Here is a 1,131-nt window from a genome sequence, read left to right as displayed (position 1 = left end):
ACATCAAGGCCTGGATTATCAGATACCGGATGAAGTCTATAGAAAAGGATGTTTCCCCGTTGGGGAAGACGATACCAAAGAACAGGTAGCATGAAATTCCTTATTTTCTATCTTTCCTGTCTTGACAGAGGTCTTAGCTCAGACAGCTGGCTGGATAGTTGCGATGTGGTAGTCCCTATCTGGCCTCTGTCTTCTCACAAAGGACTACCACATGAAGAAAATCAGATCGAAATCCAGGAGGAAGACCCCTTGGTCCGATATGCCTGAAGCCACAGCGCTCCAAGCATTCATCGATGAGAGCAATCAGGGCAATTATCACAGGAAACATCCGGTCATCTCTGATACCGGCGAGGTTGAGCTGCTCAACTCGCTGAATGTACAGGAATGCAGGCACTGCAGAAGCCCTGCCATCCAGAGATTTGGCTTTACCTCCAACGGGGTCCGCAAGTTCAGGTGCAAGGATTGCGGACGGACCTTCAATGCCTTGACCAACACAATCTTCGATTCCCACAAGCTACCTCTTACCGAATGGCTAGATTTCTTGCTCTCCATATTCGGGTACGGCAGCTTCAGCCTGACATCGAAGAGCAACCGTAATGCTTATACAACTACAAGATACTGGATGGAAAAGGTCTTCCTGGTATTGAGGGAGTACCAAGGTACCCTGGTACTGTCAGGTGAGGTTGAGCTTGATGAGACCTTCTATAAGGTTCGAAATTCCGACATTCAGAGAAGAGCCGATGGCAAAGAGTACCGGGGATTGTCCCGAAACCAGATTTGTATCGGTATTGCCTGCGACCAAAGCAGCGTCATCTGCTTTGTGGAAGGAGAGGGAAAACCAACCAAGCAGGGAACACTGGACATATTTGCATCTCACATCAAGCCGGAATCTACCATGAGGCATGACATGGAACAAGCCCACGGGCCGCTGGTAGAAGCTCTCAGGCTCAGGAGCATCGTGTATGATTCGCGACAGATCAAGCAGTTGCCTGATTCCGAGAATCCGCTGAACAGGATCAATCAATACTGCAGGATGCTGAAACTCTTCCTTGCCTCCCACTCAGGATTCATCAGGGATGACCTACAGGACTATCTGAACCTATTCTGCTTTGTCATGAACCACCCCAAGGA

At 49.1% G+C, this 1,131-nt stretch carries 1 protein-coding gene; it reads left to right on the top strand.

Annotated elements, in window-relative coordinates:
* Window positions 1-211: 211 nt before the first annotated feature.
* Window positions 212-1,131 (top strand): IS1595 family transposase (locus JF818_RS05415; protein ID WP_198890944.1); only part of this gene is annotated, 920 nt, incomplete at its 3' end.

This window comes from Sphaerochaeta sp. S2 (genome assembly GCF_016406725.1).
Taxonomy (GTDB): domain Bacteria; phylum Spirochaetota; class Spirochaetia; order Sphaerochaetales; family Sphaerochaetaceae; genus Sphaerochaeta.
Note: the sequence above shows the minus strand (reverse complement) of the source record. Positions and strands in the feature narration are given on the sequence as shown.